The following is a 25969-nucleotide window of genomic DNA, read 5'->3' on the forward strand; positions in this document are numbered from 1 at the left end:
ATAAATGGATTGGCAAACAGCGTCTTCTTATTATGAAACTCGTCTTAGCGATGCTCTAAATGTGCAGCGACACGCGCTTAATTTAGCTATGTTACCTCAAGCAGAAGTTCCTTCTAAATTAAAAGAGGCACTTTTACAAGAAGCAGAACCAACTCGTCGTCAACTTGAAAGGCTCAAAAAACGCGAGTTTCGTATTGCTGTTGTAGGTTTAGAGAAAGCAGGAAAAAGCACTTTTATTAATGCTTGGTTAGAATGTGATTTACTCCCAGCAAAAGGAGGAAGATGTACATTTACAACAACACAAATTTATTCAGTTGAAAATGAGTCTGAACAAAGACTTGAAGTACAAACAAGAACCGAAGATGAGTTTATCAACTTACTAAAAGAACTTGAAAAAGCAGGGGCGCAAGAAGACCTCAAAACTATCCGAGCAAACGAAATAACTTTACAACAGGTAAAAAGAGAAGGTAATCTTACTTTTCCATTTACTAGACTGGAAGATATTAGAGAACCACTAAAGAAGTATGTAGCAGATGAAAAATATGCTCATGCTGTTTTGGAAGCTAGACTTTATACTAACAAACTAGCTCAGGCTGAAGGCATAGTTTTTTATGATGTTCCGGGTTTGGATTCAGGTTTAGCAAAGCACGTTGACGAAGCACAAGAAATGCTGTCAGACTGTGATGCTGTAATATTAGTACAGCGTTTTACTAGCCTTAGAGAGAAGGAACTGGAAATAATAAAATTCACCGAAGTTGGTGATAAAAACGTCACCGTTGCTGACAAGCTTTTTGTTTTTTTAAGTCGTATTGATTCCATAGGTAGTGCAGAAGCACTGAGAACCCATATTGAAGAAGCATCTCAAGACTGGTTAAAACGTACAAACTTACCCAGACAACGTATTGTCTATGGCTCTGCTGGTGCATATCTAATTTTGAATGGTTTAGCCGGAGAACAGACTAAGTTAGAGATTGGGGACGCAAGCAATATACAAGCCCAGTTAAAGAGATTAACTGGAATTGCCGATGAAGAAACTCTAAATAAAAATGGTACTGGCATTCCAGAAATAAAAGAGAAAATATTTCACTATATCAATACTGAACGTGTATCTATCTTAAAGAAAAGGTGCGAAACTTCTATTAATAAAATACTAAGTAATTCTGAAGATATTTATAATATAGTCAGTAAGAAATATCCAGAAAATCCCGAAGAAGCAAAGCTATTTGAAGAAAACAATAGACGGGTTTTATTTACAGAATGGTGGAATCAAAAATGGGAAACAATTAAGGCAGACTTACAAAAATACTATGAATTTTCTGTTGTTAACAAACCATTAGATAGTTTAGCTGTTAACTCTTTAACACAAATACAAAAATTTCGAGAACGATATATACAAATCGTTGAGAACGAAATGAATCAACTAAGGGAGAAAACATTTAAAAATAAAGATACTATCTTTCTTGCTAACTCAAATCCAGAGTTTGACCGTATGAAAGCTAATTTTGCTTGGCGTGATGATTTGTATGCTGACATTAGTAAACTTTTATCTTCAATTGCCCATCAACTTGCTATAGAACTAAAGGATGAAGCCTTAAAATTAGTTGAATATATGACAAGTTTATTATGGGAAAGTAATCAAGTCAAAGCCAGACTAATTGACAATTCAGAGGATTATTTCTTATCTAAACTAGAAAATAGTTTAAGCGTATTATTTTTACGATTTGCACGTCCAGTAGCAGAAGCTCTGATTCGTGGGCCAGTTAACAGTGATACTCGGAATAAAATAATCAGAAGCCTGGGAGTAGATATTGAAATTATTGATAACTATTACAGTGGTGAAGAACCGGCTTTTAGAGTTCTGAAAAGATATGTAAAATATGGTTCTGATTTAATTTTCAACCCTGAAATTCGCCAAGAAGTATTAGGAATAAAAGGAGGAGCAATACAAATACCAATAGATGTTGTTAATGACCTCAGTTATCCCAAAGAAGCTGTAATTTTTGAAGTTGAAAATGATATTAATGCATTTGAAGAATATTTGCGATCGGCAATTTTTGAGGCTGCTGGATTTGAGTCATTCTGTATTCAGGAACTTAAGGGTTTAGTTGATAGTTTTAGAGACAAAGAAGGTACTTGGACAGGAGTAGCTTTTAATGAATGGTTGCAAGAGAATCCACTGCTATTGGCTGAAATACCGCATAATTTGAAGTCACAAGAGTCAAACCTAGAAGTTAGCGAACGATTACGCCAGTTATCCATTGCATTAAAAAGAACTCGTTTGTAAAAAGTACACTTTAAGTCTGTTTCTAATGTTGGAGTGTAAAAGGCTATGCAAACGTTAGAGACTGAATTCCTCTGCTACCAAGTCCCAACTCAGATGAAGTTATGAGCATCTTAAATCTGTCATATTTTGGCGCGATCGCCTCCAATGAAGTTATCGGGACTTAAACATTTTTTCGGGATAAACAAGCCTCAAACCCATGCAGGGTAAGGGAAATACACCAAATGCTCAAAAACGGCTCAAACCCAGATATATCAATCAACCAAGCAAAACGATGTCAAAGTCTCTCTGTATATAGATTTGAGGCTTTTTTATGGGTGTTTTTTGTCTAAGTCCCATTATGAGCATCTTAATCTGTCAAAGTTTATTTCGTTCATTTCGTACATTGCGTTTATTTTGAATAAGAGTTATTATGAGGTGAATGATAATTGCAATCCATATTTTCGTATGGATAAGTGGAGTGCAATTCGATATTAAGCGTAGAGAGGCTAATATCTATGACACTCAGTAAATACCAAACTAGCAAACCCGCTATACCTACAGAAGAGGATGCTACCCTAGCTAAAACTAGTAGTCAAACTTTGGCATCATATATACAGAATAATGATACTTACCGTACTATCAAGGTTGTGCAAGATAACACTACGAGCGAAACGGTTACTATACCAGCAGAGGCTTTTCGTTTGCTTGTTGATATTTTGGCACAAATGGCTAAAGGTAATGCTATTACTCTTATGCCCGTACATGCAGAGCTTACAACACAAGAAGCAGCTGATATCTTAAATGTTTCTCGTCCTTATTTGGTAAGGTTATTGGAATCTGGAGAGATGCCATACCGTAAAGTAGGTACACGGCGACGGGTGCGTTATCAAGATTTAATTGATTACAAAAATCGCATTGATGCTTTACGAATGCAAACTCTTGAGGAGCTAGCGGCTCAAGCTCAAGAATTAAATATGGGATATGACTAAAAATCTCGATAATAGCAATTTCACATGATTAACTAGATACTCTGCTATGGAGAAGCTTTAGTAACTAATCGGCTTAGTTTTAACTCTAATGCTCCTAAGATTATTGAAATGAGATACCCTAAAGCTGTAACTAAGACTCCAATAAATTACTTACTAAAAAGTTAATTTCAAGATAAATTTGTGACTACTGTAAAGATTAAGTAGCTAAAAGTGGTGCAGTCTTGTAGTGTCTAATTTTACAGCTATTTATGATGCCTGTATCTTATATCCAGCGCCATTAAGAGATTTTCTTATGTGGTTAGCGCTTACTGACCTATTTAAAGCGCGATGGACAGATGAAATTCATTCAGAGTGGATCAGAAATGTTTTACAAAATCGTCCAGATCTTACACTTAAACAGCTTCTCAGAACTAAAGAAAATATGAATAATAATGTCAGAGATTGTCTTGTAACAGGCTATGAAACACTTGTGGCAGGTTTACAACTTCCAGATCCAGACGATCGCCACATTCTTGCAGCAATTCGTTGCGATGCCAATGTCATAGTCACTTTTAACCTCAAAGATTTTCCTGCCTCATATCTTGCACCCTATGGAATTGAACCTCAGCACCCGGATGATTTTATATTTACATTTAATTGATCTTAACCCAGCAGCCATTTGCCAAGCGGCGAAAAGACAAAGAAGGACTCTTAAAAATCCGCCCAAGACAAAAAAAGAGTACTTGGAAACACTTTTGAGACAAGGACTTCCACAGTCTGTTACTGCTCTACAAGAGTTTTGTTATGATATCTAGAAAATATACTTTTTTCAATAAAAAATAATTATTTTAATACAAGACTTAGCTTTATAATGTCTTTGATATATCTGCCTAAAACTTGAGTAATCAGAGGTGAGAAGTATTTGATACCAAAAGAAAGTTTATGAAGATTAAACATATTATTTTGGTTAAAATGCTTACACGGTAAAGCTTTTAAGGATTTTCAACCCGATTTTGCATAAAGGTATCGGTAGAACCGCTATTATCTGTAATTGGGCTATACCAAATTTCATGATCTCCTTTCCCTTGCCTTTTAAAATAACATCCGGCTTCTGTTAAAAGCTTTTTAACTTCAGGAGTAAAGGAAACACTCATTAGCCAGCCACTTTGATTGATTCATGACGATGGGTTGTTAAGTATAAATCAATGTAATCTTTGTTGCCAGATTCAACTCTATTTAATTCAAGAAGTTCTGGAATCATAGCTTTGAGTTTTGCTGTTAACACCTCAATAGTAGAAGCTTCTGTAACCAACCCAGGTAGATTATCACTGGTCGCTACCCAAACATCAACCTCAGCATCCCAAAAAGCGCTTACGTTGACAATAAAAGTATTCATAATTCGCTTTTTTAGCTATCGCACGTATGTAAACAATCGGGAAACTGAGGCGGTATGGCAATATCAGCAAGTGTTTCACTCATACTTTGAAAAGTATTGCAGCTATTTATTTAGTGCTTTACCCTTCCCATAAGGTGTTACGAACTAATATAACACCTTGCTCTGTCTTGATTTCAGTGCTTTTACCCTGCCAGAACCGCTTTGATTGCGGGTAGAAATATATGAAATCTGATATTTTGAAAGTCCATGTCTTTTAAAATAGGCGGCATAGTGAGAGCGATCGCTATTTTTTTGAATAATGGCAGTGCGATCGCCCAAGATGCACAAAGATATATGACTATTTTATAAGCAGGGAATGGGGAGCAGAGGAGCAGACAGGAAATAACCAATGCCCAATGCCCCAATACCCAAGTAGAAATTACTAAGGACAAAACAACGTGTCACGCGTATCTCGTCCTGTAATCGGATTAGTTCCTTTGGCAAGTTTGCACAATTTTTTTTGCTCATCGGAACGCAGCAGCGTATCGGTAAAATCTGCCCCGTCAATGATTGCACCATCAAATCTGGCGTTAGCAGCAAAAGCACCCTCCAACAGTGCATTTGTCAAATTTGCTCTGACTAAACGGGCTGAATCTAAAGTGGCATTTCTCAAGTCAGAACTCTCCAAATTCGCAGACTCCAAATTTGCTGCAAAGAAACTGACACCGCGCAAATTAGCGTGGCTGAAGTTGCTCTGGCGAAGATTAGCTTTGGTAAAGCTGGAGTCTGTTAAATCACGTCCTGAGAAATCAGCCTCAACCAAAATTTCCTTATTATATTCGAGTGCCAAAGCTGTAGGAGCAAAACCGACGGTTGCGGTGATGCCAATTATTCCCCAAAGGAATAGGCTGAGTATACTTGCCCAAATTCGGGCGCTTAACTTAGAATTCATGCGATTTTTAGCCTATGGCGAACCCTCCTCCATCTCATTATCCTTGAGTCAGAGATGTTAGCGCAAAAATCCTTTAAAAATATTTTTATGAATACTAATTCAAGTTCATACGACGATTTGAACATTGCCTTCGCACGACTTCAGGCTATTCAGTGGGATACGCTGGGAATGGGGGAGAAAGACGAAAGACTTACAGAACTGATGTTAGAATTTATGTCGCGGGTAAGACAATGGGCAAAGTTTTTACAGAGCGGACAGAAGCATATTTTTGAAAATCTTGCTGTCCAGATTCGCCCTGACATTGAACTCCCGTCTCCCCTAATGCAATGGCTGGACGAGTTATACAACAGGGAACCATACCAGCGTGGTAGAACCTATCTTGTACAAGGGGTAGGTAATTACTTATTTTGGTGTCGTCTACGTGAATTTGATGCAGTCCCGGCGAATGGTCTTCCTGATCCTTATGAGCCGTTCATCAACTTTCTGGAATGCGGTGGTGGCATATATGTCGAGCATCACTATTTTATGGATATTTACCCCAATTATGATCACTTTATTTTGACTGTTGGGAATGCCACACCAGGAAGGTAAGAATAAGCACATCATGGGAATATGATTTTGGTTAACTGCTAGAAACTCTTATTTTCCTGTTGAATTAAGTCATTAAATAACCCAGAATACTATACTAAAGTTTATATGCATTGTAAAAATAGTGGTCAATTAGGAGAAGACCTAGTAGCCCAATGGTTGCAATCTACAGGTTGGATAATTCTCCATCGTCGCTTTTCTAGCCGTTGGGGAGAAATCGATATCATCGCCCAACATGATGGAGGAACTGGGAAAGAGCAGGGGAGCAAGAGAGAATACCCCACTCCCCACTCCCCACTCCCCACTCATTACTAGCATTTGTTGAAGTCAAAACCCGCAGTTCAGGCAGTTGGGATGCAGGGGGAAGAAGCGCAATCACCCCACAAAAGCAAGCAAAAATCTGGCGCACAGCTGGAATATTTTTAGCCCAGTACCCGGAAAAGGCAGATTATTCTTGCCGATTTGATGTTGCTATTGTCTACTGTCAACGGATATCAAAAAATCTCAGTGGGGTTACAGCAAACCAGGAAGCTCTAGCTACTTCATCAGTAGCCGAATACAAGTTTAAGCTGCAAGAATACATTCTGGCAGCTTTCGACTCTTTAACTGATAATGGTTAATTGGTAATGGATAAAATATCTTGATTACCAATGACCAATAATTTTGTAATGGCGTTACAACCAAATAGTATCACGCCAAAGTTTCTGGACAGTAGCCTAAGCCACGGACAAATTGTTGCCGGAACGCCTCAATTTCGTCTCTCTCTGGGCTACCATGAGAAACGATCGCTACCTGATAGCGACGCATCACCTCTACAGGGCATTGTCCTGCTTCCAAACTCCAAAGTGCCATTTGCACCCTCATTGGCGGTTCGTAGCTAATTCCTAATTCATTTAGAAAAGCGCGAAAGTCGCCATCCTCTTGGGGCGAGACTTGGCCTTTGAGTTTGATCCTAACCACCCAGCCATCAATTTGATGAATTACGGTGACGAAAGAAACTGGTGTCTGGGGTCTAGCGTGCAGGTGTTGAACGACCCTCAGGGTTAGACTGGCATTTGCCAGATAGTACAAGTATTCCATGTTTGTTGGTGCTTGGGATCAAAGCCAATCCTACATATCTATATTCGTCAATCAATGCCTATTCCCGGTAGGGTAAAATCCCCCGTTTTTAGATGGGGAGGTTTACCCAATTTTTATGTTAATTTTCCCGTGTTACTTAATAGTACCAATCTTATAGCCAAGCGAGAAAACTGAGCGAAGATGCCTTAAAGTTCCTTTAGAGGGGAAAGCTTAAACGAGCTTTTTTAAGAGAGTATAAATACTAAATAAAGCAAAAACTAGTAGAAGCCAATTTGAAAGACACCTCTAGCCCACAAGCAAAAGATTTTGAATTAGATTGTTCGGTAGCTGGCTATGACTACAAACTACCTCAAGAACTTATTGCCCAAAACCCAGCAGTTCCTAGAGATAGCTCGCGGTTACTGGTGGTTAATTCTCCCACGGCAGGCACCGAAACAGCACCCATACACCACATTTTCCATGATTTGCCTGCACTGCTGCGCTCTGGTGATTTGTTGGTGATGAACAATACAAAAGTCATTCCAGCGCGGCTTTATGGTCATAAATCTACTGGTGCTAAAATCCAGGTATTGCTCTTGGAAGAACGGCAGCATAACTGTTGGTTAGCTTTAGTTAAACCAGGAAAAAGCTTCAAACAGGGAGCGAAGATTATTTTTGAAGTCAGGGGAGCGGGGGGAGATGGGGGAGATGGGGGAGATAGGGGAGATGAGGGAGAAAATTTTACCTCATCCCCCTCATCCTCTTCATCCCCTCACCTCCTCACGGCTACGGTTTTAGAAACAGATGCAGCCACCGGGGGGCGTTTGTTGCAATTTGATGTGCCAGAGGGAAAGTCTTTGGTGCAACTGTTAGAGGTATTTGGTGAAGTACCGCTACCACCGTACATTACTGCCTCAGAAGCTGCTGATGAACAGTATCAGACAGTTTATGCCAAACAACCAGGTGCGATCGCAGCTCCGACGGCAGGATTGCATTTTACCCCAGAATTATTACAAAAGTTGCGCGATCGCAATATCAATCAAGCTTTTATCACGCTACACGTTGGTGTAGGCACATTTCGTCCTGTGGAAGTGGAGGACGTAACTACCCATCACATGCATGAAGAATGGATTGAAGTTCCCGCCACCACAGTAGAGCAAATCCGCGCCACTAAAGCAGCTGGCGGTCGGATTATTGCTGTGGGAACAACGGCAGTACGAGCTTTAGAAGGAGCGGCTGAATCTGGGAATTTACAACCATTTTGCGGTAAAACAGGCTTGTTTATTTATCCCGGCTACCAATGGCGGGTGGTGGATGGTTTAATTACCAATTTTCACCTACCGCGTTCCAGTTTGCTGATGTTGGTAAGTGCGCTAATTGGCAGACAACGGTTATTGAATATATATCAGGAAGCGATCGCTGTTGGCTATCGCTTTTATTCATTCGGTGATGCCATGCTAATTTTGCCGTCAGATGTGGGAGTGGGGAGTGGGTAGAGACGCGATTAATCGCGTCTCTACTGAGTTAGGAGTTAAAGTTTGGGAATTTGGAGTTTTTTCTTTCGTGATGGGTACTCTGACTTATAAGGAACTAAAAATAAGTACAGGTTTGCGATTCATGTCTGAAAAATCTCTATCTTCTCAGTGGTTACATTTATTTTGCCAAGTAACACTCTGTGGCTGTTCTACGTTTTTGGTCTTGGCTGCACCGACAATTACTAATTTACCAGTCAGCAAGCTGCTGGCACAAACCGCAATTTCTCAGAATCTGGAAGCAGCTAGTTTTTTCCAGCAGGGAGTCATGCGCTATAACCGCAAAGACTTACAGGGTGCGGAATACGCCTTTCGGCAAGCGTTGCAGTATGACCCTAACCTTGGGGCAGCACGGAATTATCTGGGTAATATATTTATGGGGCAAAATCGCCTCGATCTAGCTTTACAAGAATATGCGGAGGCGGTTAAAGTTAATCCCAATTTTAGTGAAGGTTATTACAACTTAGGGTCAGTGTTGCAGCGACAAGGAGAAAAAGATGCAGCGATTACTGCTTATCGCCAGAGTCTGGCGATCGATCCGACAAGGGTAGCAGCGCTATATAATTTAGGTTTGGTGCTGTATGAACAACGACAGCTAGAGGAAGCGATCGCAGCATACCAAAAAGCAGTTAGTCTAGATAGCAGCAATGCTAATGCTTATTTTAACTTAGCGATCGCCTTGCAACAACAAGGTCAAATCGAGCCAGCGATCGCCACTTATCGCCAAGCCTTGCAGCTAGATCCTAAAAACGCCACAGCCTACAACAACATGGGAAATTTGCTAGCAATTCAAGGTCAAGCTGCTGAGGCTATTTCTGTTTATCGGCAAGCTATTCGCCTAAATCCTAAAAATGCCTCAGCTTACTATAACTTGGGAGTAACTTTATATAATCAGGGCGAGATCAAAAAAGCCAGTGGAGTCTTGAAACGTGCCCATAATGAGTATCGTCAGCAAGGCAACATTGAACAAGCTGAGAAAATTGAACAGCTAATGCAGCAAATTGCCCAGAAAAATGAGCAACAGCAACCTCAAGCCAGTCAAACAGTTACTCCTCCCCAGACTTCAGAACCTACAAGTAACGTACTACAAACACCTGAGTCACAGACGCCAAATCAACCAGAAACTTCTACGGAAACCCCCGCAAACCCTGCGTCAGTTGAACCAAAGTCTACTTTAACGAGTCCTAGACAATAACAATTCAAAATTCAAAATCTCAGAGTTAACGCGATGTGCAACTTATACCAATTACCTGTGAGGTTGCATAGAATAGGGAGCTTAAGCTCCTTGTTCTCACCAAGCCTGATTTTTAATTAAAAATACACATGGTAGCCTATATCTGTATGTTTTTTTGAATTCTACTTCGTCGCAATACTACTTTTTTCATGAGTGCAACACTTTACGAGCAAATTCAGCAATTTTACGATGCCTCCTCTGGTCTGTGGGAACAGATTTGGGGCGAACACATGCACCACGGCTACTATGGCGCGGATGGTACCCAGAAAAAAGACCGCCGTCAGGCTCAAATTGATTTAATTGAAGAACTGCTCAATTGGGCAGGGGTACAAGCAGCAGAAAATATCCTAGATGTAGGTTGTGGCATTGGCGGCAGTTCTTTATACCTCGCACAAAAGTTTAATGCCCAGGCTACAGGGATTACATTGAGTCCTGTACAAGCCGCTAGAGCAACGGAACGCGCTTTGGAGGCTAATTTAAGCCTGAGAACACAGTTCCAAGTTGCCAATGCTCAAGCAATGCCTTTTGCTGATAATTCTTTTGACTTGGTTTGGTCGCTAGAAAGCGGTGAACACATGCCAGATAAAAAGAAGTTTCTCCAGGAGTGCTACCGAGTATTGAAGCCTGGTGGGAAGTTAATTATGGTGACATGGTGTCATCGACCAACTGATGAGTCACCATTAACGGCGGATGAACAAAAGCACTTGCAGGATATTTATCGGGTGTATTGTTTGCCTTATGTGATTTCTTTGCCGGAATATGAAGCGATCGCACATCAACTACCATTACATAATATCCGCACTGCTGATTGGTCAACTGCCGTAGCCCCCTTTTGGAATGTGGTGATTGATTCCGCATTCACTCCCCAAGCGTTTTGGGGCTTACTAAATGCTGGTTGGGCTACCATTCAAGGGGCATTGTCACTGGGATTAATGCGTCGCGGTTATCAGCGTGGGTTAATTCGGTTTGGCTTGTTGTCCGGCAATAAGTAGGCTAGCACAGCATTGCTGATGCGTGTCAACTTCAGCTAGAAAAAAATACGCAACGGTCAAGCCTGAGAACATACGCCGATTACAGGAATTGGTCAGCAACCCCGACCTGTAGGTACGGTGGCTCTCTAGCCTAAAAACAGTTCGGAAATTCCTCGACAAAAGCAAACAATAGTTTTATGATTGGTGTATCAGCTTGATGTTTGGCAAGTCGAAGCGGGGGCTAAAACCCTGGGGGATCTGCCAAAATCGCCAGAACCTTGACAAATCAATAACTACAGCGTTTCGTAAATGCGGGAAGTTGCAAAATATTTGCAATAAGGCAGCCTGAAAATGACCAAAATTTTCGATCTGCCAAAACCATTCCCAGGAGGCTTGCTCTGTAACGGTTTCAGTATGGAGCGGTTTCTATAAAACAAATCCCCTCACGGGGACTGAAACATCGTAAGATGCTACTGCTCTAGTGGTTCTTATGAGTTTCTATAAAACAAATCCCCTCACGGGGACTGAAACTCTTAGAGATAAAGGGCATTCGATTAGACTTACTCAGGTTTCTATAAAACAAATCCCCTCACGGGGACTGAAACTCCCAGTATCTTTGCCTGCTGATGGGGTCTTTGCTAAGTTTCTATAAAACAAATCCCCTCACGGGGACTGAAACAAGAGATAGTAACAGAATTATCCGTAAAATACAATGTTTCTATAAAACAAATCCCCTCACGGGGACTGAAACCTAAAAGATGCCCATGCAAAGGCAGTACTGGAAAGGTTTCTATAAAACAAATCCCCTCACGGGGACTGAAACTACCATCTTCACTCGTTTTGATTGACTGGAAAAACGTTTCTATTAACCAAAAATTTCAGCAAATGCCACTCGAACTGCAAAACCTCACAGGCGGTTATACCTCACTAGCAATTGTTCAAGATATTAACCTCACTCTGCAAACAGGAGAATGGTTGAGTTTAGTTGGTGCTAATGGTTCAGGTAAATCTACTTTACTCAAATTGTTGAGTCGTATTCTCTCCCCACAGCAGGGAACAGTGCTACTTGATGGCAAAGCAATTCACTCTCAACCGCCAAATCTAGTTGCACAGAAACTGGCATTATTACCGCAACAACAAACAGTTCCCGTTGGCTTAACAGTGCGACAATTAGTAAGTTTAGGACGCACGCCACATCAACCTTGGTGGCAATGGGAATTAAACGCCCAAGATTGGATAAAAGTGGAAGCTGCAATTAAAAAGACGCAACTAGAAAAATTAAGCGATCGCTTAATCGAACAACTCTCAGGCGGTGAAAGACAACGGGCTTTTTTAGCTTTAGCATTAGCGCAAGAACCAAAAGTTTTATTATTAGATGAACCTACAACTTTTTTAGATATCAACTATCAATTGCAACTATTGGAACTGCTTAAAGAACTGAATCAGCAGCAGAAATTAACTATTGTCACAGTTTTACACGAACTGAATTTAGCAGCCCGGTATAGCTCCCGCATTGCATTATTAAAACAGGGTCGGATTTGGGAAGTTGGTACACCTGAACAAGTTCTGACACCAAATGCGATCGCTCAAGTCTTCGGCGTAGAATCAGTGATTATTCAGACACCTGTCGGATTGCAGGTTTGTGCCATTTCTGCGCTTTAATTGAAGAAGAATTCCGAATTAAAACACGTTAAGGTAAGAGACGCGATAAATCGCCGTCTCTACAAAGGACTGATTATTGTAAAGACGGCGATTTATCGCGTCTTTGCGATTAGCGGCGTGTCATCAAAAAACCTTATCCGAACCGTATTGAGTTAACTTGTGTACTTCACTTTTCTTGAAATCTGCTGTATGTTGCTCAAAAAAACAATTTGAATCGTGCTAGCTGGTTTTCAATGGTTCCTGTGAGGATTTTATTCAGTTCTGTGGTGTCTTGGAATTGCAAAATTTGTTGTGTGGGTAAGTCGAAGGGAAATTGCCCTTCAAAATCTGGGCGTTGCATTTGCGCTAATAGAATCTGTTCAGACCGCTTACTTTGGATGGCATAGCCAATCTCAATACAGACATTCGGACTGGGAATTAGTTGAGGAGTTTCTTTACCATCAATATTAGCAATCGGTGTGGTGTCAGCTATAAATAACAAACTCTTACGGATTTTTCGCATGATCGTGCGGTTAATTCGGACAGTAGCACCACTGGGACGAGAGGATTCTACTAATGTTAGGGGAAGGCGCGATCGCAAATTTAAACTGTCCAAACTTTTTCGCAGTTCTTCTCTGAGAACATTCGTCGCTGCGGCATACTCAGTTTGAGAGGATAAAAAAATCGTTGGTTCTAACTGAGCCAATACCGCCTGCTTGACGAAATAAATTTCATGACTAATTAAGTCAATGTTAGCGACGCAATAGCCACCACTACCTTCAATATAAAATTCAATATTTTCCCCTTCCAGATAGCGTCCAAACCAAGTTGATTCCTTAACTTCGTCACTTTCTTCTAAAAAGTCTGCTCGCAATGCTGATTTCAGCAGGCTTTTTTTGCTTAAGCGAATGTCTGGCGGACGTTTTTCCAATTCTGGAATCGGCTCGTAATCCTGGAGATACCACGCTCTGAGCGCAATAATTGACATAAGGCGCTATTTCAACTGTTTCTCGCTATTCAACTTCGTATAATCTTACACCCAGAGAAGTCCCGATTTCCGACTATTCTGAAAATAAGCTTTAGACTCGATAGGAGTCAAAATTATCTCCTTACCTGAGTAATTCGGCACCGCCTCGTTGGGGTGGCTGTGGGGGAGTGGATGTAGTCGGATTGGGTGTGGTGTTGGGGCTAGGAGATGGGGTTTTTTGGGAAGGCGGATTAAATATATTGACTAAGACTTGTACTAGGGCATTTCGCTGGCTGCGGGTAAGATGGCTGATGGCTTTGCGATCGCCTTCGATCGGATTTTCCCGTAATGAATCATTTCCTGGATAGCTATTATCATACATAATTTCGTTTGCACCCAGGTAATCAGCTAAAGTCAGCTTCCAATCCAAGCGATAAATTGGGGCGCGCCCTTTGGTATAAATGTGATATCTAATCAGGCGATTTACCAGGGTGTTGTTTTCGGCAACTTTGCCATTTTCTTTGCTGATATACTTATTTTCTCGTGGTAAATCTGGCAATTGCTGATATACTAACTCCCAAACATCGCTAGGAGTGATTCTCTGAGCATATAGCCTTGGCGTTGGCGCTGCGATCGCAGGTTGGATACTAAATAAATTTGTATGTATTAATTTGCCCGCCCCTGAACCCAAAGGAATTACACCCACTACCATTAAGGTAAGCAGTAGTGGTGAGTAATGAGTTGCGAGTTTTAAGAGGATTGATCTAGGTAGAAGTTTTTTCTTTTTCATAGAACGATATTTGCAAATGAGAGTGCTATCACACTGCTTTTTCATTCAGCATCGGCTAAACCCTAGCTATCCGCTAACAGCACTCTCAACTCAGCACTATTTTTATAGTTCCCCAATAATTTCTGGCTGAGTCAATTCATCAGACATTTCGATAATTGCCCTTAGCACTGGCTTCATCATCACATCTTCGTTATTTTCAAAGTCCTCATAACGCCGACGTTTAGCACGATTTGCCACCTGAACCGTAATGCGGTAGCGATTTGAGGCTGCACCAATCAGTTCCTCAGCACGGAGCATAATCTGAGATTGAGTTGTCTCGAACTTAGAACGCTTTAGCATAATCAGTGGTTCTTGGGGTCATTCCCCAGTGTAGCAGTACTTAATAAATCTGCTGCTATCTGTTTAATCGCCAGCAACCTCTCTCTTGATAGAGGTTGAGAGTGTTTTAATCAATATAAGTTACTGATAATATTACCTGACTAAAATCACATACCCTTATGGCTGACCTTCTGGAAACTGCTGTGAAAGCGGGAAACTTCACTACCCTGGTGAAGGCTGCTGAAGCTGCAAATCTCATAGAAATTCTGAAAAGCCCTGGCTCTTTCACACTCTTTGCACCGACTGACGAAGCCTTTGCCAATCTCCCAGAGGGAACTTTAGATTCGCTACTACAAGACATCCCCAAGCTCAAAAAAATTGTGGCGTATCACATCGCTAGTGGGGATGTTCGCTCTGATGATTTGGTACAGATTAATGAGGCAGAGACGCTTGAGGGGTCTATTGTAGCCATTGAATCTGCTGATGGGAAATTTAAGGTGAATAACGCCAATGTCCTCAAAACAGACATTTTGGCAGACAATGGCGTGATCCATATTATTGATGCGGTGTTGATGCCTGGAGTGGTGGCGGGAAGTTAATGCATGGGGCATGGGGCATTGGGCATTGGGCATTGGGCATTGGGCATTGGGCATGGGGCATGGGGCATTGGTTATTCTCCTCATCCCCCTCATCCTCCTCATCCCCATCCCCCTCATCCCCCTCATCCCCCACTCCCTACTCCCTACTCCCCACTCCCCACTCCCAGAATGCAGCCACTGCGAGAGGAAAGACTCAATGACAACTGCTGAGTTTCCCCTTCACCATTCCACTCAACCTCAGCATTGCCATATAACAGCTTGTGAGGTTGAGTACGCAAACTGGCGATATCTAGATTCGCTGTTGCCGAACTTGTGCCAGCGTTGACGGCAATTATCAATTCCTCTGTCCCTAAAGTTCGCGCAAAGATATAAAGTTGTCCTTGAGCTTGGAGGACTTGGTAATCACCTGTACGCAAGGCTGGGTAAGTGTGGCGGAGGGCAATTAATTGGCGGTGAGTATTGAAAATTTCTTGATTCCAGTTAGTCTCTAAAGGAAAACCACGACGTGAGTCTGGGTCTATTCCTCCAGGTAAGCCAACTTCATCACCATAGTAGATGCTGGAAGCACCGGGAAAGGTGAGTAGCAGTAGAGTTGATAACTCTATACTGGGTATATCACCGCCGGCAATCGTCATCAATCGGGCTGTATCGTGACTTGCGAGCAAATTGAGTTGAGTTAGCTGAATTTCCCAAGGGTAAAGTTGCAGTACTTCTTGGATTTTGGTGGCGTACTCGGCGGCAAATAAGGGTGGGTAGGGTTGATAGTCGCGGCTTTGGACTTGTTCTAAGACTACGCGATCGCCAGCTGCAAAGGCAATTGTCGGCCCAGCAAATAGATAATTCATCACGCCGTCAAATTGCGTCCCATCTAGCCACTGGCGAGAATCTCCCCAGACTTCGCCGACAATGTAAGCTTCGGGATTGACTGCTTTAACGCGATCGCGAAATTCCTGCCAAAAGCCAGGAGTTTTTATTTCAAATGGTACATCCAATCGCCAACCGTCGATGCCGAATTTAAGCCAATATTCGGCAATTTCCATAATGTATTCTCGCACTTCTGGATTATCGTGGTTAAATTCTGGTAAGGCACGATTTCCCACCCAACCCCCGTAGTTGGCAGGAAATTCCCCATTGTATGGTGAAAGAGGCCAGCCTTCTATTTTGAACCAATTTACCCAAGGCGAATAGGGGCCATTCTCTAAAACATCATGGAAAAAGAAAAAGCCCCGACTGGAATGGTTAAACACTCCATCCAGAACAACTTTGATATTCCGTTCATGGGCTGCATCGAGCAATTCCTTAAAAGCCTCGTTGCCCCCTAACATCGGGTCAACTTGGTAATAATCGTGGGTATGATAGCGATGATTGCTGGCGGATTGAAAAATGGGTGTAAAGTAAATCGCGTTAATCCCCAAATCCTGGATGTAGTCTAATTGCTCCATGATGCCCCACAAATCGCCGCCTTTATAACCTTGAAGTGTGGGCATAGCTTCCCAATCTTCCCAACGGGCTTCGTGCAACAGCCGTTTGCGTGGCTTTTTGCTTCTGGCAAAGCGGTCTGGAAAAATTTGGTAGAAAACAGCGTGCTTTACCCAGTCTGGTGTTTGAATTTGCATGAATAACTTTTTGTACCTTCAGAAGCGATCGTTGCAAATATTAGCTTCTTTATGGCTCTTACTTCTGATAGAAAAATGGGTTTAAAACCCCGTGCTTCTAGCACAGCTTTGATTGATTTGTGTTTCTATTAGAGGTATCGTAGTGAGTCTTAGAGGATGTTTGAAAAGTCGTAAAGTATACTTGAAACCCCTCTCCAAACCTCTCCCCGAAGCGGAGAGAGGCTTTGAAACCCGCATTCCCTCGTAGGGAAGGGGGGCTAGGGGGGTTAGGTTTCTGAGGCTTTGATGTTACGAAAAATACTTTTCAAACATCCTCTTAGGAATCCCCGACCGTTCACGGCGGGGAGGATGTCAAGATAGAAAATCTGTCACACAATTTTGGATTTTGAATCTTCAATCCAAAATCCAAAATTTAAAATCTAAAATTCGGTGACTCACCTACCGATTATCTTTATTACCTGCTAGGAAGCTTCAAGCCTCGACGCTCAAGGATTTGCCGCACTTCTGGGCTGGGGTTGTAGTTATAGCCGTAGGAGGAGTTCTGAGAGTCATCCATGATTTGAGGTGTGAGCAACACAATTACCTCATTGCGCTGGTTGGATCTGTTTGTACTTCTAAACAGCGCACCAATAAGGGGAAGATCGCCCAAAATAGGAATCTTAGAGATATTTGTCCGGTCTTGGTCTTGAATGATGCCTGAGAGAATGAGCGTTTGACCATCTCGTAAACGAATTAAGCCAGAAGTAAGGGAGCGCTGAGACACTAAAGTAATAGTTCCATTTCCTGTATCTGTTGTGCCTGAAGGAGCGCTGACAGTAGGAGCAACCGATAGAGAAACGAAACCATTATCATCAATCCGCTCAATTTTCACACTCAAGGTTAAGCCAACGTTTTGCTTCTCAATTTTTCTTTCTGTCCTGGCGCCACCAGCATTATCCGTTATATTGAGGGTTATGTTTCCCACCACTTCCTGGGTCAGGTTGATAAGAGCCTGCTGACCTTCTTGTACAATTAAGGTTGGGTCTGTCAAAATCTTGGCATTGCCATTTGTCACTTGAGCTTGCAAGCTAGTGAGAAGACGTTTGGGAAACTGGTACAAACTTGGCAAGCCGTATGTGGTTGTTGCAGGGGTGATCGTGGTTTGCTGCTGAAACTGAGTCGCTAAACCAGTATTAGGATCAATCGCAGTTGGCACAATTGAAGTTGTACTTGTTCCAGGTGTAAATGCTGTGATACCTGGTTGTAGTGGATTAGAGCTTGCGCCAGCAGTAGCTGTTGGACTAACAAAAATATTTGTGGCACTAAGTGGATTAGTGGCTGTAGGTGTACTAGTCACACTACTTCTTGCTTCAGCACTAGTAACTGGCCTTGAACCGCCAAAATTCAGAGATGCGGCACCACCATCATTGCTAAAGTAGTTGTTGCCAATCCCAAAAGAAAAGCTAGTGTTGTAGTCTTGGGTGTTATTGAGATTAACATCGATAATCTTGACGTTAACTACCACTTGACGACGGCGGATATCAAGCTGAGTTAGTTGAGCGATCGCCATCTCAACTAGCCGGGGAGCGCCAATTAAGGTAATGGCATTGGTGCGTTCTTCTCCTAATACCTGTAAACCTCTCAGTAATGGGCTAGAGTCTGTAAAACTAACGCGTTGAGTTTCAACTCTGGTTTCCGTCGTCGTCTGAGTTTGGGTGATAGGAGTAGCTCCAGCCCCAACAGGCACAGCATTAACGCTGGTAACTTGTCGTTCGCGGCTAACCGCACTTTCTGCGCCCAAGGCGACCAAAAAGTTCAGGGCGACTCCCACTGTTACTTGATTAAGTCGCAGGCTACGCATAACCATGTCACGGGTCGCATTCGGTAGTTTAACTCCGACAAAAACTGTCCGACCACTGCGATTAGCTTCTAAACCACTCAAGCGCAAAACGTAGTTAAACACATCTTGCACTGGCTCGTTTTCTATATCTAAAGAGATTGTTTGAGAGGTTGCTTGTCCAGCAGCAGCTTGCTGACCTTCGATATAAGCCAAGTTCAAACCAGCAGCACGCGCAAGCAATGACAAAACCTCACGCACCGGTGCATCTCGCAGTACTAGGCGGGGTACGCGTTCCTGAGTTCCTAAGTCAATGGTGCTAGGAGAAGCATCAGTATTAGAGATGGCAATATCTCCCACTGGTGGGGCGATCGCTCTAGGTAAGAAAGGTGGACCCTGACTCACCGGTTGACCTGGCCCAGCAGCTTGTGCAGGTTGTCCGTCAATGGTGATTTGCGGATTGGGAACGAGAACACCTGGCTTTTCACCAGCTTGGATTGGAGTAGTAGCAGGCGGTGCTGTGGATGTTAGCGCTGTTGGCCTTGGGACTGATACTGTAGTGCCTGCGGATGGGCTAAAACTGAGTGTAATTCCATTTAGCGATCGCACCACAGGTTGACTGCTAGGTGTGTCATTGCTGCCAGTTACCATCACCCGGATGCTATTGGCATCAAGCTGACTAACCTCCACAGACGCAATTCCTGGTGCTGGGCTATCTTGACGAAAACTCTTACCTTGTGGTAATCGTAATTGAGTATTGATAATATCTGCGACTAAAGCCTTGCCTCTTTTTGTCGTGAAAACTTGGGGGCGTGACCCTGAAGAAGTTTTCAAAACAACCTTAATTCCACCATCAACTGGATTTAACTTTACATCAGTAATTTGACTAATTTGTGCCCAAACTGGTTGAGCTGCCAAAAATACAAAAGCGGTAGCACCCAATATAAAACTATTACCGTGAAGCTGTTTCACACTTCATTCCTCACACTATAAAACCTTGTTTACAAACAATTTTGAGCGAATTCTATTCGCTTAATGTTAAATCGGCGGTTAGAAACCGCACGCCAGTTGCTTCAAGCCGGAAAACCCGTCCAACGCACTGGCTCGTCTACACGAAGCTTTACCCACCGACCTGGGTTTCAAACCCTCATTTTTTCCTTAGTCCGCGGAGGCGGACTAAGCCTGTGTAGCTGCGAATTCTATGAGACTGTTAGCGAATTGATCGGGAGTCTAGGGCGTGTTTTCAAACCTTTCTTGAAGCACCTGAGTCTTTGGAGATCCCCCCAACCCCCCGATAAATTGGGGGGCTTTTAGAGTTTCTTTTCCTCCCTTTTTAAGAGGGGGGTTAGGGGGGATCTTCGAGTTTGAAAACAGTCCCTAACCCATCAGCCCCAATCCATCTTAATTTCTTTAATTTCAGTGCGTTTCAACGTACTTTAGCTATTAGCCCGCAATTTATTGCAGGGCGGGAAAGTAACGCTCTAGGCGAGGTTTTAGGGCTGGGGAGTTTAACTCCTTACTTGTTTGCCAACAGTCTGATTCGATTCGCTAAGGCCTAAGTTGACACTTAGGACTGTTCACTATTACTTTTTCGGGACAACCGGGGCAACTGGTGCAGCTGGGGCAACTGGGGCAGCTTTAGCTGCTGCTGCGGCTATTTCTTCTGGACTAAGTGGCATCAATACCTGTAATTGGAATGATGTATTAATCGCTGCTGGTCCCACTGGCATCGGCGTTTTATCTAATGGGTTTCTTGACTCTACTGGAGCCAAAGTTACTTGATAATCTTTAATTATTAACAAAGGCTGCAAACGCTCAATGTTACGAATTATCGATTGTGTTTGTTCATAAGTTCCTGTAATTTCGGCACTGATATTGCTGCGTTGCAGCTTGCCATTAACCAGTAGTCCTAGACTTCCATCGATAATCGGTTCTGGTTTTGGGGAAAGTGGCGCAAACTTCTTCAGTTTGGCTTTCACTGTATTAAGAGAAGTTGGAGTATTGCCAGAATCAATCAAGCGGTTGATATCCAACAGCAATGTATCCAAGGTTTTTTCGTTAGCAAATAAACCTAAAACCTGAACATTTTGCTGCTTTGCCTGCGCTAGCTCGTCTTTAACTTGATCAATCTGTTTAATACTGGCTTTTTTCTGGTCAACTTGCGCTTGCAGTTCGGAGTTTTTGGCTTGCTGCTGCTGATAGCTTTCCAAAGCTGGCATCAGCAGGTTTAAAAATATATAACCTGCTCCCGCTAAACCAATTACCCCCACCAAAATCCCAATAATTTTTGGTGTGAAAGCAATACCAAATATCACCGGTGACTCTGGCGTTTCCTGCCCGAATTCCCCACCATGTTCAGCAAAATTTAAATCATCACTCAGCGTCATTTTGGAATGACTCCTGTTTGTTGCATACTACGAATTCGAGTCACTAACCCCACTGTGCCTTTTTTTTCCAACTCCTGGATTAATGAAGAAGCTGGAACATCGCTCATGGTCGATTGAATAGTGTATTTCACTACTTGGGGTGGCTTAATTATTACACCAGTAGTCGGTTGACCCGCACCTGGCGTTAAGGGAGCATCTACTAATGTTGCCGTCACAATTCTGCTTTCTGTGGGCTTTAAGAACAGAGACTGTTGTAAACTCAATAAGAAATCATTGACATCGTTAAAGGTACGAGCCATTCCGGTAATTTCCAATCCCCCGGCGGGATTGTTTGGTGGCTGACCTGCCACTACCGCAACGGGTGGGATTTGCTTGATTGTTTCGATTTGCACTGCTGCGGGGGTGCGATCGCGCAAATCTTGCAGCATTGCTGACCAAGGCCGAATCTGATCAAAGACACTCACTAAAGCTTGGGTTTCTCCTTTAACTGCGATCGTCTCGGTTTTGATTTTGGTGATATTTCCGATTTCTGTATCTAACCTCTTGCTTTCTTGGTCTAATTGTGCTGCTGTCCCCTGTAATTCCACAATCTTCCCTTGCAAAAACCACCAACTAATTCCCAGTAAAACTGGAAGACCTATACCTAGTCCAACTCCCACATACACTGGTATTAAATTACCCGCCGGAAACTTTAGGGCTTTTCCTCTCTTTTTCTCAGTATTTCCCTGGTATGCTGGCCGGTCTTTAAGAAAATTAACATCTAGGCTGTACATTCTATTACACCTCCCGCATTCCTAGACCAAGTACAATCGCCAAGCCAGAGCGTTGTACCTGTGGATATTTATCAATGTCAACTTCCAAAGACAAAGCCCCGATTGGATCTATTTGGGTAGTTGGCAAGCTCAATCGTTGGGTAAAAAATTCATCTAGCTGTTGGAGTCCACCTCCTGGACCAGCTAATAAAATCTGTGCTACCTCCAAATTGTCACTTTGATTGAGATAAAAATCGATGGAACGGCGCAGTTCATCTGTTAGTTCTCCCAATACTCTCAATATGGCTGCCATACCAGGATCGAGTTCGGTAACACCGGTTTTGCCACCGTCTATAGGAGTTGGGGGAATAATCATTGCATATAACAGATCCATATCTCGTGACGTGGGTAAGCTCATTGTCCTTGCTAAGGCAGTTTGCATTTGATAAGTCCCGATTGGGACTGTGCGCGAAAATTGCGGCACTCCGTTAACAATGATGGCGATTTCTGTACTATCGAACTCGATATCAACTAGTACTGCTGCTTCTTGCGGCCCAAATTGTCGCAGTTGCTCACGAATAGTCCGAATCAGAGCAAAACTGTTAATTTCTAAAACATCGAGTTGTAATCCTGCCTGCTCGAATGTATCTATATAGGTATCCGTTATCTCCTTGCGGGTGGCAACTAGGAGTACGTGTACTTTTTCAATGCCATCCTCATCTACAAAGTAGTCAAGTTTCTGATAATCTACATCAGCTTCTTCACGAGGATAGGGTAAATACAAACCTGCTTCATGGTTTAGCACCATTTCTCGTAGTTCTTTGTCATCTAACTCCGTTGGCATGGGTATTATCCGAACAATGGAATCTCGCCCCGGTACAGCAGTGGCAACCCGAGAAGTTTTAATTTTGCTCTCAGCTAGCGCCTGCTGGATTAATTGGGCCATTGTTGCGGGGTCGCTGATTTGACCATCGATAACTATGCCTTCTGGAACTGCTACCGATGTAAAGGTTTCTAGTTTCAAGCCTTGACCCTGCTTACGTAACTGAACTACATTTACCCGTTCGGGAGCAAGTTCAATGCCAACCCCTTTATTCGCTTTGCCAAACAGACCATTGAACTTTTTGACCACAAGTTCAATGCCGGCCCCTTTATTCGATTTGTCAAACAGACTAGTGAAGCTTTTTACCACAGTTGTGCCCGCTGGACTGCTAAATTGAAAATTTAAATGATACTAAAAGATGGATTTTGTGCTAAGTAATTTATTTAGCCGATAATCTCGACAATTCTGCCTAAGCTTTTCACACTGAGCAAGCGTAAAAATACTGGGAAAATGATTCAATTACGAAAATTTAAACAACTTGGTGCTTTGGCACTACTTGGCTTATTAATCAGTTGGATTGTAAGTTGCAGCACAGGTAATGTTGGTACAAGTACAAAACAGGCTACTTCAGGAGCGGCAACTGTTGAGTTTTGGACAATGCAACTCCAACCTCAATTTACCGACTACTTCAAAAGCCTAATTGCGAATTTTGAATCACAAAATCCAGGTATAAAGGTTAACTGGGTTGATGTACCTTGGGCGGCGATGGAGAACAAAATATTAACAGCTGTCTCCGCAAAAACGCCACCTGATGTAGTTAACCTCAATCCGGGTTTCGCTTCCCAACTTGCCGGACGAAATGCCTGGTTAGATTTAGATGCGAAAGTCCCAAATGATGTACGTTCCTCCTATCTACCGAATATCTGGAAAGCAAGTACGCTCAATGGCAAGAGTTTTGGGATTCCTTGGTATCTCACCACAAGGTTAACTATTTATAACACCGATTTATTAAAACAGGCCGGTATCAATAAACCACCCGCAACCTACGCAGAATTGGCACAAGCAGCCCAACAAATTAAAGATAAGACGGGGAAATATGCCTTTTTTGTGACTTTCGTACCGCAAGATTCCGGGGAAGTGCTGGAATCTTTCGTGCAAATGGGCGTCACTTTAATAAATGCTGATGGGAAAGCGGCGTTTAATTCGTCACAAGGTAAAGCAGCGTTTCAGTATTGGGTGGACTTGTATAAAAAAGGGTTGCTTCCTAAAGAAGCTTTGACGCAAGGACATCGCCACGCGATCGATTTATACCAATCTGGAGAGACTGCGTTTCTAGCTTCTGGGCCAGAGTTTCTGAAAACGATCGCTAATAATGCCCCAAAAATTGCTCAAGCTTCGGGAATAGCACCTCAACTCACTGGTAACACAGGCAAAAAAAATGTCGCGGTGATGAACATAGTCATTCCCCGCGACACTAAACAACCAGACGGCGCTGTAAAATTTGCTTTATTTGTCACCAATGACGAAAATCAGTTAGCTTTTGCTAAAGCTGCAAATGTCCTACCTTCAACAGTCAAAGCATTGTCTGATAGTTACTTTAAAGATGTTCCAGCCAATGCTTCAACAATAGAAAAAGCGCGAGTTATGAGTGCTAAAGAACTACCACAAGCAGAAATATTAACCCCTACTTTGAAGGATTTCAACAAACTGCAAAAGGCAGTGTACGAGAACTTGCAAGCAGCAATGTTAGACCAGAAGACTGTAGATAAAGCTGTAGAGGATGCGGCGCAGGAGTGGGATCAAAGATAAATTAGGGGAGTGGGGAGTGGTGAGTGGGGAGTGGGGAGTGGTGAATATTAATATTCCCTATTACCTACTCCCTACTCCCTATTCCCTACTCCCTACTCCCTTTTTGTAAAAAATCGCCTACTAAATAAAGAGAACCACACAAAACGATTAAATCGTCTGTGGTGGGTGTTGAGGTTGCGGCTTCTAGTGCTGTGAATAAATCTGGATGTATTTGGCGATCGCTTAATTGGGGACAAATGCCATAAGCTAGGTTTGATAATTCGTGTAGATTAGCAGAAGTTCTACCCGGCCAAGGTTCTACTGGTATTGGTACTAAAAAAAGGCGATCGCCTGGTCGTAGTAAAGCGGTAAAAATATCAGTATGATCCTTATCGGAAAACATTCCCATAATCCAATTAACAGGCTTGTGCTTAACTGCGTCTAAGCTATCGACATACTGGCGAAGAACTTGGGCGGCGGCTGTATTATGAGCGCCATCAAGTAATAATTTATGGTTTTTCCAAGTAGTCCATTGCATCCGCCCCGGCCATTTAGTTTTTGCCATACCGTTAATTATGGTTTCTTCAGAAATCTGCCAACCCTGTTGTTGAAGAATTTCTAAAGCAGCTAAAGCCAAAGCTGAATTAGTTAATTGAATCTGTCCCGCTAACGGTAAAGGATATTTAATTAATTTTGAATTTTGAAGTGTTTCATATTCTGCCCATCCTGTAGAGATTTCACGGGCGGGTTGAGGCGTAAAAATGGGGCATTTTAATTCTAAAGCACGCGATCGCACCACTTTCTCTGCCTCTGGTGGCAATGTCCCAACCACAACGGGACATCCAGGTTTGAGAATACCTGCTTTTTCTCTAGCAATGTCAGCGACGGTAGGGCCAAGTTGCTGCCAATGTTCCCGGCTGATGGAAGTGATGATCGTAACCAGGGGTTCCAAACAGACATTGGTAGCATCTAAGCGCCCTCCCAATCCGACTTCTACCACAGCTACATCGACTTGCTGCTGGGCAAAATATAACCAAGCAGCCGCCGTAATTACTTCAAACTGGGTTGCCGATTCGTCCTCAGCATGAATAGCCCCTTGGACTTTTTCTAATAATTGGCTCAATTCCTCAGAGGAAATTGGCTGTTCATTCAGACAAATACGTTCCGTCCAATCAACTAAATGGGGGGAAGTGTAGCGTCCTGTACGATAACCAGCCTCAGTAAGTACTGAGGAAAGATAAGCACAGACTGAACCTTTACCATTAGTACCAGCAACGTGAATTACCGGGACTTGGTGATGGGGATTGCCGAGATTTGCCAATAGATTGACAATGCGATCGAGTCCTAGATGCACACCAAAGCGTTGCAGGGGTTGTATTACAGAATCGATATTCAAGGAAGGGAGTGGGGAGATGAGGGAGATGAGGGAGATGAGGGAGATGAGGGAGTAAGAATTTTAGATTTTAGATTTTAGATTAAAGAATTGAAATTTAATCCAAAATCGTCAATCCCTTCTCCCAAGGGGAGACG

The 25969-nt window shown here is 42.6% G+C and carries 25 protein-coding genes, 1 pseudogene and 1 CRISPR repeat array; of the genes and pseudogenes, 12 read left to right on the plus strand and 14 right to left on the minus strand.

Going from position 1 to position 25969, the window contains the following annotated elements; genetic code table 11:
* Window positions 1–4: 4 nt before the first annotated feature.
* The 3 genes from V7L05_RS00395 to V7L05_RS00405 all read left to right on the plus strand — a co-directional run bounded on the left by V7L05_RS00395 (window position 5) and on the right by V7L05_RS00405 (window position 3892).
* The gene (locus V7L05_RS00395; RefSeq protein WP_335160754.1) at window positions 5–2284 is read left to right on the plus strand and encodes a dynamin family protein; all 2280 of its coding nucleotides are present in this window, start codon (window positions 5–7) and stop codon (window positions 2282–2284) included.
* A 494-nt stretch (window positions 2285–2778) separates the two neighbouring features.
* Window positions 2779–3252 (plus strand): helix-turn-helix domain-containing protein, encoded by a 474-nt coding sequence (locus V7L05_RS00400; protein ID WP_335160756.1) that lies wholly within the window; start codon window positions 2779–2781, stop codon window positions 3250–3252.
* Between the two features lie 292 nt (window positions 3253–3544).
* On the plus strand, window positions 3545–3892 hold the full coding sequence (locus V7L05_RS00405) for a hypothetical protein (protein WP_335160758.1): 348 nt from the start codon (window positions 3545–3547) through the stop codon (window positions 3890–3892).
* Window positions 3893–4223: 331 nt separating this feature from the next.
* Here the strand turns inward: V7L05_RS00405 and V7L05_RS00410 are convergent, their stop codons facing one another.
* The 3 genes from V7L05_RS00410 to V7L05_RS00420 all read right to left on the minus strand — a co-directional run bounded on the left by V7L05_RS00410 (window position 4224) and on the right by V7L05_RS00420 (window position 5558).
* Window positions 4224–4385 carry a type II toxin-antitoxin system HicA family toxin gene (locus V7L05_RS00410; RefSeq protein ID WP_335160760.1) on the minus strand — a complete coding sequence of 54 codons (162 nt, stop codon included), beginning with the start codon at window positions 4383–4385 and terminating at the stop codon, window positions 4224–4226.
* On the minus strand, window positions 4385–4627 hold the full coding sequence (locus tag V7L05_RS00415) for a DUF1902 domain-containing protein (protein ID WP_335160762.1): 243 nt from the start codon (window positions 4625–4627) through the stop codon (window positions 4385–4387). Before V7L05_RS00415 ends, V7L05_RS00410 begins: the two co-directional genes overlap by 1 nt.
* 421 nt (window positions 4628–5048) lie before the next feature.
* Complete coding sequence (locus tag V7L05_RS00420) at window positions 5049–5558, minus strand: pentapeptide repeat-containing protein (RefSeq protein ID WP_335160764.1); 510 nt, start codon at window positions 5556–5558, stop codon at window positions 5049–5051.
* An 87-nt stretch (window positions 5559–5645) separates the two neighbouring features.
* Between V7L05_RS00420 and V7L05_RS00425 the strand changes: the two genes are divergently transcribed.
* Complete coding sequence (locus V7L05_RS00425; RefSeq protein WP_335160765.1) at window positions 5646–6149, plus strand: hypothetical protein; 504 nt, start codon at window positions 5646–5648, stop codon at window positions 6147–6149.
* A 105-nt stretch (window positions 6150–6254) separates the two neighbouring features.
* Window positions 6255–6766, plus strand: a pseudogene (locus V7L05_RS00435) (YraN family protein).
* A gap of 70 nt (window positions 6767–6836) precedes the next feature.
* Here the strand turns inward: V7L05_RS00435 and V7L05_RS00440 are convergent.
* Window positions 6837–7226, minus strand: coding sequence for a hypothetical protein (locus tag V7L05_RS00440; protein ID WP_094333021.1), 390 nt, complete (start codon window positions 7224–7226; stop codon window positions 6837–6839).
* A gap of 272 nt (window positions 7227–7498) precedes the next feature.
* Between V7L05_RS00440 and queA the strand changes: the two genes are divergently transcribed.
* From queA to V7L05_RS00460, 4 genes are all read left to right on the plus strand, one after another.
* The gene (gene queA, locus V7L05_RS00445) at window positions 7499–8701 is read left to right on the plus strand and encodes a tRNA preQ1(34) S-adenosylmethionine ribosyltransferase-isomerase QueA (protein WP_442937046.1); all 1203 of its coding nucleotides are present in this window, start codon (window positions 7499–7501) and stop codon (window positions 8699–8701) included.
* A gap of 121 nt (window positions 8702–8822) precedes the next feature.
* Window positions 8823–9932: a tetratricopeptide repeat protein gene (locus V7L05_RS00450; RefSeq protein WP_442937051.1), complete on the plus strand. Its 1110-nt coding sequence runs from the start codon at window positions 8823–8825 to the stop codon at window positions 9930–9932.
* A gap of 188 nt (window positions 9933–10120) precedes the next feature.
* The gene (locus V7L05_RS00455) at window positions 10121–10963 is read left to right on the plus strand and encodes a methyltransferase domain-containing protein (RefSeq protein WP_335160770.1); all 843 of its coding nucleotides are present in this window, start codon (window positions 10121–10123) and stop codon (window positions 10961–10963) included.
* 401 nt (window positions 10964–11364) lie between these two features.
* A CRISPR array of direct repeats spans window positions 11365–11765; the repeat unit is 37 nt; unit sequence GTTTCTATAAAACAAATCCCCTCACGGGGACTGAAAC.
* 62 nt (window positions 11766–11827) lie between these two features.
* Window positions 11828–12604 (plus strand): ABC transporter ATP-binding protein, encoded by a 777-nt coding sequence (locus tag V7L05_RS00460; RefSeq protein ID WP_442937819.1) that lies wholly within the window; start codon window positions 11828–11830, stop codon window positions 12602–12604.
* Window positions 12605–12800: 196 nt separating this feature from the next.
* Here the strand turns inward: V7L05_RS00460 and V7L05_RS00465 are convergent, their stop codons facing one another.
* The 3 genes from V7L05_RS00465 to V7L05_RS00475 all read right to left on the minus strand — a co-directional run bounded on the left by V7L05_RS00465 (window position 12801) and on the right by V7L05_RS00475 (window position 14679).
* The gene (locus V7L05_RS00465) at window positions 12801–13571 is read right to left on the minus strand and encodes a hypothetical protein (protein WP_334946813.1); all 771 of its coding nucleotides are present in this window, start codon (window positions 13569–13571) and stop codon (window positions 12801–12803) included.
* A 121-nt stretch (window positions 13572–13692) separates the two neighbouring features.
* Complete coding sequence (locus V7L05_RS00470) at window positions 13693–14340, minus strand: hypothetical protein (RefSeq protein WP_335160772.1); 648 nt, start codon at window positions 14338–14340, stop codon at window positions 13693–13695.
* Between the two features lie 102 nt (window positions 14341–14442).
* A complete protein-coding gene (locus V7L05_RS00475) occupies window positions 14443–14679 on the minus strand; it encodes a DNA-directed RNA polymerase subunit omega (protein ID WP_334832704.1) in 237 nt (78 codons plus the stop codon).
* 158 nt (window positions 14680–14837) lie between these two features.
* Between V7L05_RS00475 and V7L05_RS00480 the strand changes: the two genes are divergently transcribed.
* Window positions 14838–15257: a fasciclin domain-containing protein gene (locus tag V7L05_RS00480; protein WP_335160774.1), complete on the plus strand. Its 420-nt coding sequence runs from the start codon at window positions 14838–14840 to the stop codon at window positions 15255–15257.
* Here the strand turns inward: V7L05_RS00480 and V7L05_RS00485 are convergent.
* From V7L05_RS00485 to pilM, 6 genes are all read right to left on the minus strand, one after another.
* On the minus strand, window positions 15214–15390 hold the full coding sequence (locus V7L05_RS00485; protein ID WP_335160776.1) for a histidine kinase: 177 nt from the start codon (window positions 15388–15390) through the stop codon (window positions 15214–15216). The two genes, V7L05_RS00480 and V7L05_RS00485, sit on opposite strands and share 44 nt — an antisense overlap.
* A 10-nt stretch (window positions 15391–15400) precedes the next feature.
* Window positions 15401–16873, minus strand: a complete 1473-nt coding sequence (locus V7L05_RS00490) for a glycoside hydrolase family 13 protein (RefSeq protein WP_335160778.1) — start codon at window positions 16871–16873, stop codon at window positions 15401–15403.
* Between the two features lie 454 nt (window positions 16874–17327).
* On the minus strand, window positions 17328–19661 hold the full coding sequence (locus tag V7L05_RS00495) for an AMIN domain-containing protein (RefSeq protein ID WP_335160780.1): 2334 nt from the start codon (window positions 19659–19661) through the stop codon (window positions 17328–17330).
* A gap of 611 nt (window positions 19662–20272) precedes the next feature.
* A complete protein-coding gene (locus V7L05_RS00500; protein ID WP_335160782.1) occupies window positions 20273–21076 on the minus strand; it encodes a pilus assembly protein PilO in 804 nt (267 codons plus the stop codon).
* On the minus strand, window positions 21073–21849 hold the full coding sequence (locus V7L05_RS00505; protein WP_335160784.1) for a PilN domain-containing protein: 777 nt from the start codon (window positions 21847–21849) through the stop codon (window positions 21073–21075). The genes V7L05_RS00500 and V7L05_RS00505 overlap by 4 nt, the downstream gene beginning before the upstream one ends.
* Window positions 21850–21853: 4 nt before the next feature.
* A complete protein-coding gene (gene pilM / locus V7L05_RS00510) occupies window positions 21854–22960 on the minus strand; it encodes a type IV pilus biogenesis protein PilM (RefSeq protein WP_335160786.1) in 1107 nt (368 codons plus the stop codon).
* Between the two features lie 201 nt (window positions 22961–23161).
* Here pilM and V7L05_RS00515 point away from each other — a divergent pair, with 201 nt between their 5' ends.
* On the plus strand, window positions 23162–24460 hold the full coding sequence (locus tag V7L05_RS00515; protein ID WP_335160788.1) for an ABC transporter substrate-binding protein: 1299 nt from the start codon (window positions 23162–23164) through the stop codon (window positions 24458–24460).
* A gap of 85 nt (window positions 24461–24545) precedes the next feature.
* Here V7L05_RS00515 and V7L05_RS00520 read toward each other — a convergent pair whose 3' ends face one another.
* Entirely contained in the window at window positions 24546–25835 is a 1290-nt protein-coding gene (locus tag V7L05_RS00520) for a bifunctional folylpolyglutamate synthase/dihydrofolate synthase (protein WP_335160790.1), read from the minus strand.
* Between V7L05_RS00520 and V7L05_RS00525 the strand changes: the two genes are divergently transcribed.
* On the plus strand, window positions 25788–25913 hold the full coding sequence (locus V7L05_RS00525; protein ID WP_335160918.1) for a hypothetical protein: 126 nt from the start codon (window positions 25788–25790) through the stop codon (window positions 25911–25913). The two genes, V7L05_RS00520 and V7L05_RS00525, sit on opposite strands and share 48 nt — an antisense overlap.
* Window positions 25914–25969: the final 56 nt, after the last annotated feature.

The organism is Nostoc sp. (assembly GCF_036917755.1).
Taxonomy (GTDB): domain Bacteria; phylum Cyanobacteriota; class Cyanobacteriia; order Cyanobacteriales; family Nostocaceae; genus Nostoc.